Below are 3,684 nucleotides of genomic sequence, written 5' to 3'. Positions count from 1 at the left end.
CGATGCCATTGGTCCGATCCTCGACACTGTCACACCCGCCGAGTGCTCAAACTACTTCACCAACGCCGGATATGGTCAAACCTAATCTCATCACGCTCTAGGTCGGAAACACTACTCTACTTTGAAATGGTGCAGCTTGACGCTATGTGCCATTCAAGTCTCTTGAAGGTCGCGGCACGAATATGTACGAACGCTCGGCTTACGGATCTGGTCTTCCTGCGGTTTGTCCAGGATCATACACACTCCTTTCGTATTTGAAATCTGAGCCGCTGGTGGCCTCAGTTTCGCCACGCCGACAAATTCAAGGCATCACCAAGGATGTCGTTGCCGAGCCTTTAGAGAGAAAGATGAAGAAGCACTCTCACGAGGAGATTCTGTCGAAGCTTGCCCGAGCAAATGAGCTTGCACGAGCGGGCAATTCTCAGATGGAGATTTGCAAAGCGCTCGGGGTTAGCGTCATGACCCTTCATCGTTGGCGAAAAATGCCCTTGCATAAGAGTGATGCGACATTCGCGCAATGTGGCACACTTGAGAATGGCGGGTCAGCCAACGCGGGAACGATGGATGACATGCGGGGTGTGTTGGAGGATCTTACAGTCGAAAACCAACGCTTTCGAAAGATCGTCGCGGATCTCTTGCTGGAGAAGACGAGGCTGGAAGAAGCTTTAGCTGCAGCCGTCCGCGCTGGTCAGTCGCGGGCCTGAAATTCTGCCACATCTTCGGCCATGGCAGCCTCAAAAGCAGGGCCCATCCGAACGGAGCGGGTTACAGTTGCGCCACCATTAGCCGAGTTGGTGTTTCGTCACATCGAAGACCTAGTCGGCGAATTCGAGTTCCTCAAGTCCGGTAGCCGATGCCGTCTGGCTCACGGTTTAAACACAGCGTGGCAGTGGAGATCTCTCCATTGCGATCGATCCTGCCAGGCTCATGGAATCCATTATTCCAAAGTCCGACAGTATCACCTTGCAAGGCCGAGACCGCGGCCGCCGTACGATTAAACAGCCAAACTCGTCAACGCCAGCACGACTATCGAGAAAAAATCGATCTTTGTCCCGATCAGCCTATCGTTACCATGGCGACCGGAAAGGAGACTATCGCTGTGATCTGGAACACGATTTCTGGCTTCAACGGTGAAGTGACCTGAGTGTAGTCGTCTCACCCAGCGCTCACGCGCCGGCGCAAACTGAGGAATCGTTTGTCCAAAACATGGATACCGAGGTCTGCTCGAAGGCTCCGGGGATGTCTCCGCGAGTTGGCGGAATGCTGAGTGAGCACGCCTCGGCAAAGTATGCGCTGTGATACCGATCAGAAGTCAACCTCTTGCGCGGTAGCGCGATGCGCTATCGCTGCCCTCCTTGGGCGTTTCCTCCCTAGACTTGGGCCGCTTGTTCACTACAAGCTGCCTCTTTTTCTTCGGTCACCGCTGTGGCGACACCCGGCTATTCTTTCGGAATTCGGCTTGCGCAGCTGGTTACGCAAGTCCATATCGCTCTCGTCTTCTTCCGCAGTCAGCGTATACGCTAATCGTGTCGCCCGGCGACATAGCTCTTCCCGGTCGAAGGTCCGAAACGATATCTCGGAAATGCTTGCGCCATCGCTGTCACGCCATCATCGGACAGCACTTCCATTCAGGCTCTCAAACGAAGCTTAGAAGATGTCTCTCTCCAGGGGGTTTTCCCGACGTCGCACACGTCTCATGTCCGGCTTCCGACAACCTGTCCATACCTGTCACTGATGTGAGCACCCAATCAAAACGATTGCCAACCAGTGTGCAGCGTCCGCGGAACATTGGCTGAAGATATTGGATCAGCTCGCGATCGTCAGCGTTGGCCCGACCAAACAAGCATGGAAAGCCAATTTCAGGGATGCGATGAAAAGTTTTCAGGCCTCGCTCTCAGGCCTGAGCTGGCGGGCGGGACTGGTTTATGACCTGATCAAGGAGCTTGCGCTCTACGGCCAATATTGGACGGCGGTGTCGATCCGGTCGGCAGCCTAATTACGACGTCCGCAGTAAAGGATTTCAAACTCTACACCAACAACCAGTTTGTGCTCGGTGTAAAGTAGATGTTATGGATGGTGGCGGCGAATGGACGGGCTACTACTAGTACCTCTACACAGAGGTTTTGACTGATTGGTTTGGGATTTCCAAGACGGGGAGCTGTTCAGGAGGGACCAGCACTTCGATGCTGCGCGGCGAGCCGGGCTGGCGCCTGATGATGCCCGCGCGTTCGAGGGTCAACACCATCTGGTGGACGGAAGGCGGGGACACGCCGAAGTGCCGTTGCATCTCCCATTCGGCAGGTGGCCGGCGATGCACGCGCGTGTAGGCGTCGATGAAGGCCAGGTACTGGCCCTGCTTGGGCGTGAAGGCTTTTGCAGAATGACTCACCTTGGCCATCCGATTCAGCTGTTCGTCAGTGCCTCGACAGGCGGAGGCACGGATGAATGTACGCTATCGGGTCGAACTCAGCCAAACCGAGCGCACGGAGCTTCTGAGCGGCGGCAAGCACGCGGCGCGCAAGCTCAAGCGGGCGCAGATATTGCTCGCCGCTGACGCAGGGGTCAGCGACGCGGAGATCGTCCGTAGCGTCGGCGTCGGCGGGTCCACGGTTTATCGCACCAAACGGCGTTTTGTCCTCGGCAATCTGGAGGCGGCGCTCAGCGAGGAGCCGCGGCCCGGGTCGGAACGCAAGCTCACCGGCAAGGAGGAAGCCCTTTTGGTGGCGACCGCCTGCTCAAGCCCTCCGGCAGGCCGCGCCCGTTGGACCCTGGAACTGTTGGCCGAAGCGATCGTCAAGCTGACGCCACACGAGAGCCTGTCGCGCGAGACGGTGCGCCGACGCTTGGCCGAGAGCGATCTCAAGCCGTGGCGCAAGGACATGTGGTGCATCCCTCAGATCGATGCCGACTACGTCGCCCGCATGGAGGACGTGCTCGATCTCTATGCCGAGGCGCCTGATCCGAAGCGGCCGGTGGTCTGCTTCGACGAGAGCCCAATCCAGCTCATCGGCGAAGTGCGCCAGCCGATCCCGGCCACACCGGGACAGATCGAGCGCTACGATTGCGAGTATCGGCGCAATGGCACCGCAAACCTGTTCGTCTTCCTCGACGCGCATCGCTCCTGGCGCAAGGTGAAGGTGACCGAGCGGCGGGCTGCGGAAGACTTTGCGGCCTGCATGCGCGACCTCGTCGACATCCATTATCCCCGAGCCGAGCGCATCCGCCTGGTGCTCGACAATCTCTCAACTCATTCGGCCGGGGCGCTCTACCAGGCCTTTCCGGCCGACGAAGCACGGCGGGTACTGCGCCGACTGGAGTTCCACTACGTCCCAAAGCACGCCAGCTGGCTCAACATGGTCGAGATCGAGATCGGCGTTCTCGCCCGCCAATGCCTCGATCGACGCATCGACGGTTTCGCCCGCCTCGTCGCCGAGACCGCCGCCTGGGAGAAACGGCGCAATGCCGACCGCGCCCGCGTCAAATGGATGTTCACAACCAATAAGGCTCGCGCCAAAATGGCGCGGGCCTATCCAAAACCCATCATCGAATCAGGCCAGGTTCAACGAGTCAAAACCTCTGTGCCGAGGTACTAGTACCCGGAATCAGAGCTGAGTGATACGGCAGCCTTTGAACCGCTTTTGGCGGACTCGTTTCTTCGTCCAGGCGAAGGGCTGTGCTTTTTCA

General features: G+C 58.1%; 4 protein-coding genes. 3 read left to right on the top strand and 1 reads right to left on the bottom strand.

Features of this window, described 5'->3' with window-relative positions:
• Positions 1-347 precede the first annotated feature (347 nt).
• Both YY7_RS0149635 and YY7_RS0149630 read left to right on the top strand, forming a co-directional pair.
• Positions 348-704 (top strand): helix-turn-helix domain-containing protein, encoded by a 357-nt coding sequence (locus YY7_RS0149635; RefSeq protein ID WP_028169400.1) that lies wholly within the window; start codon positions 348-350, stop codon positions 702-704.
• Positions 705-1,801: 1,097 nt separating this feature from the next.
• Positions 1,802-1,996 (top strand): hypothetical protein, encoded by a 195-nt coding sequence (locus YY7_RS0149630; protein ID WP_028169399.1) that lies wholly within the window; start codon positions 1,802-1,804, stop codon positions 1,994-1,996.
• Between the two features lie 114 nt (positions 1,997-2,110).
• Here the strand turns inward: YY7_RS0149630 and YY7_RS0149625 are convergent, their stop codons facing one another.
• A complete protein-coding gene (locus tag YY7_RS0149625; protein ID WP_028169398.1) occupies positions 2,111-2,398 on the bottom strand; it encodes a LexA family protein in 288 nt (95 codons plus the stop codon).
• A gap of 43 nt (positions 2,399-2,441) precedes the next feature.
• Here YY7_RS0149625 and YY7_RS0149620 point away from each other — a divergent pair, with 43 nt between their 5' ends.
• Positions 2,442-3,593 (top strand): IS630 family transposase, encoded by a 1,152-nt coding sequence (locus YY7_RS0149620; protein WP_028169397.1) that lies wholly within the window; start codon positions 2,442-2,444, stop codon positions 3,591-3,593.
• The last annotated feature ends 91 nt before the right edge of the window (positions 3,594-3,684 follow it).

The sequence above is a fragment of the Bradyrhizobium elkanii WSM2783 genome, assembly GCF_000472865.1.
Lineage (GTDB): Bacteria > Pseudomonadota > Alphaproteobacteria > Rhizobiales > Xanthobacteraceae > Bradyrhizobium > Bradyrhizobium elkanii_A.
The sequence above is the reverse complement of the archived record's forward strand: the minus strand, read 5'-3'. Positions and strand labels throughout refer to the sequence as shown.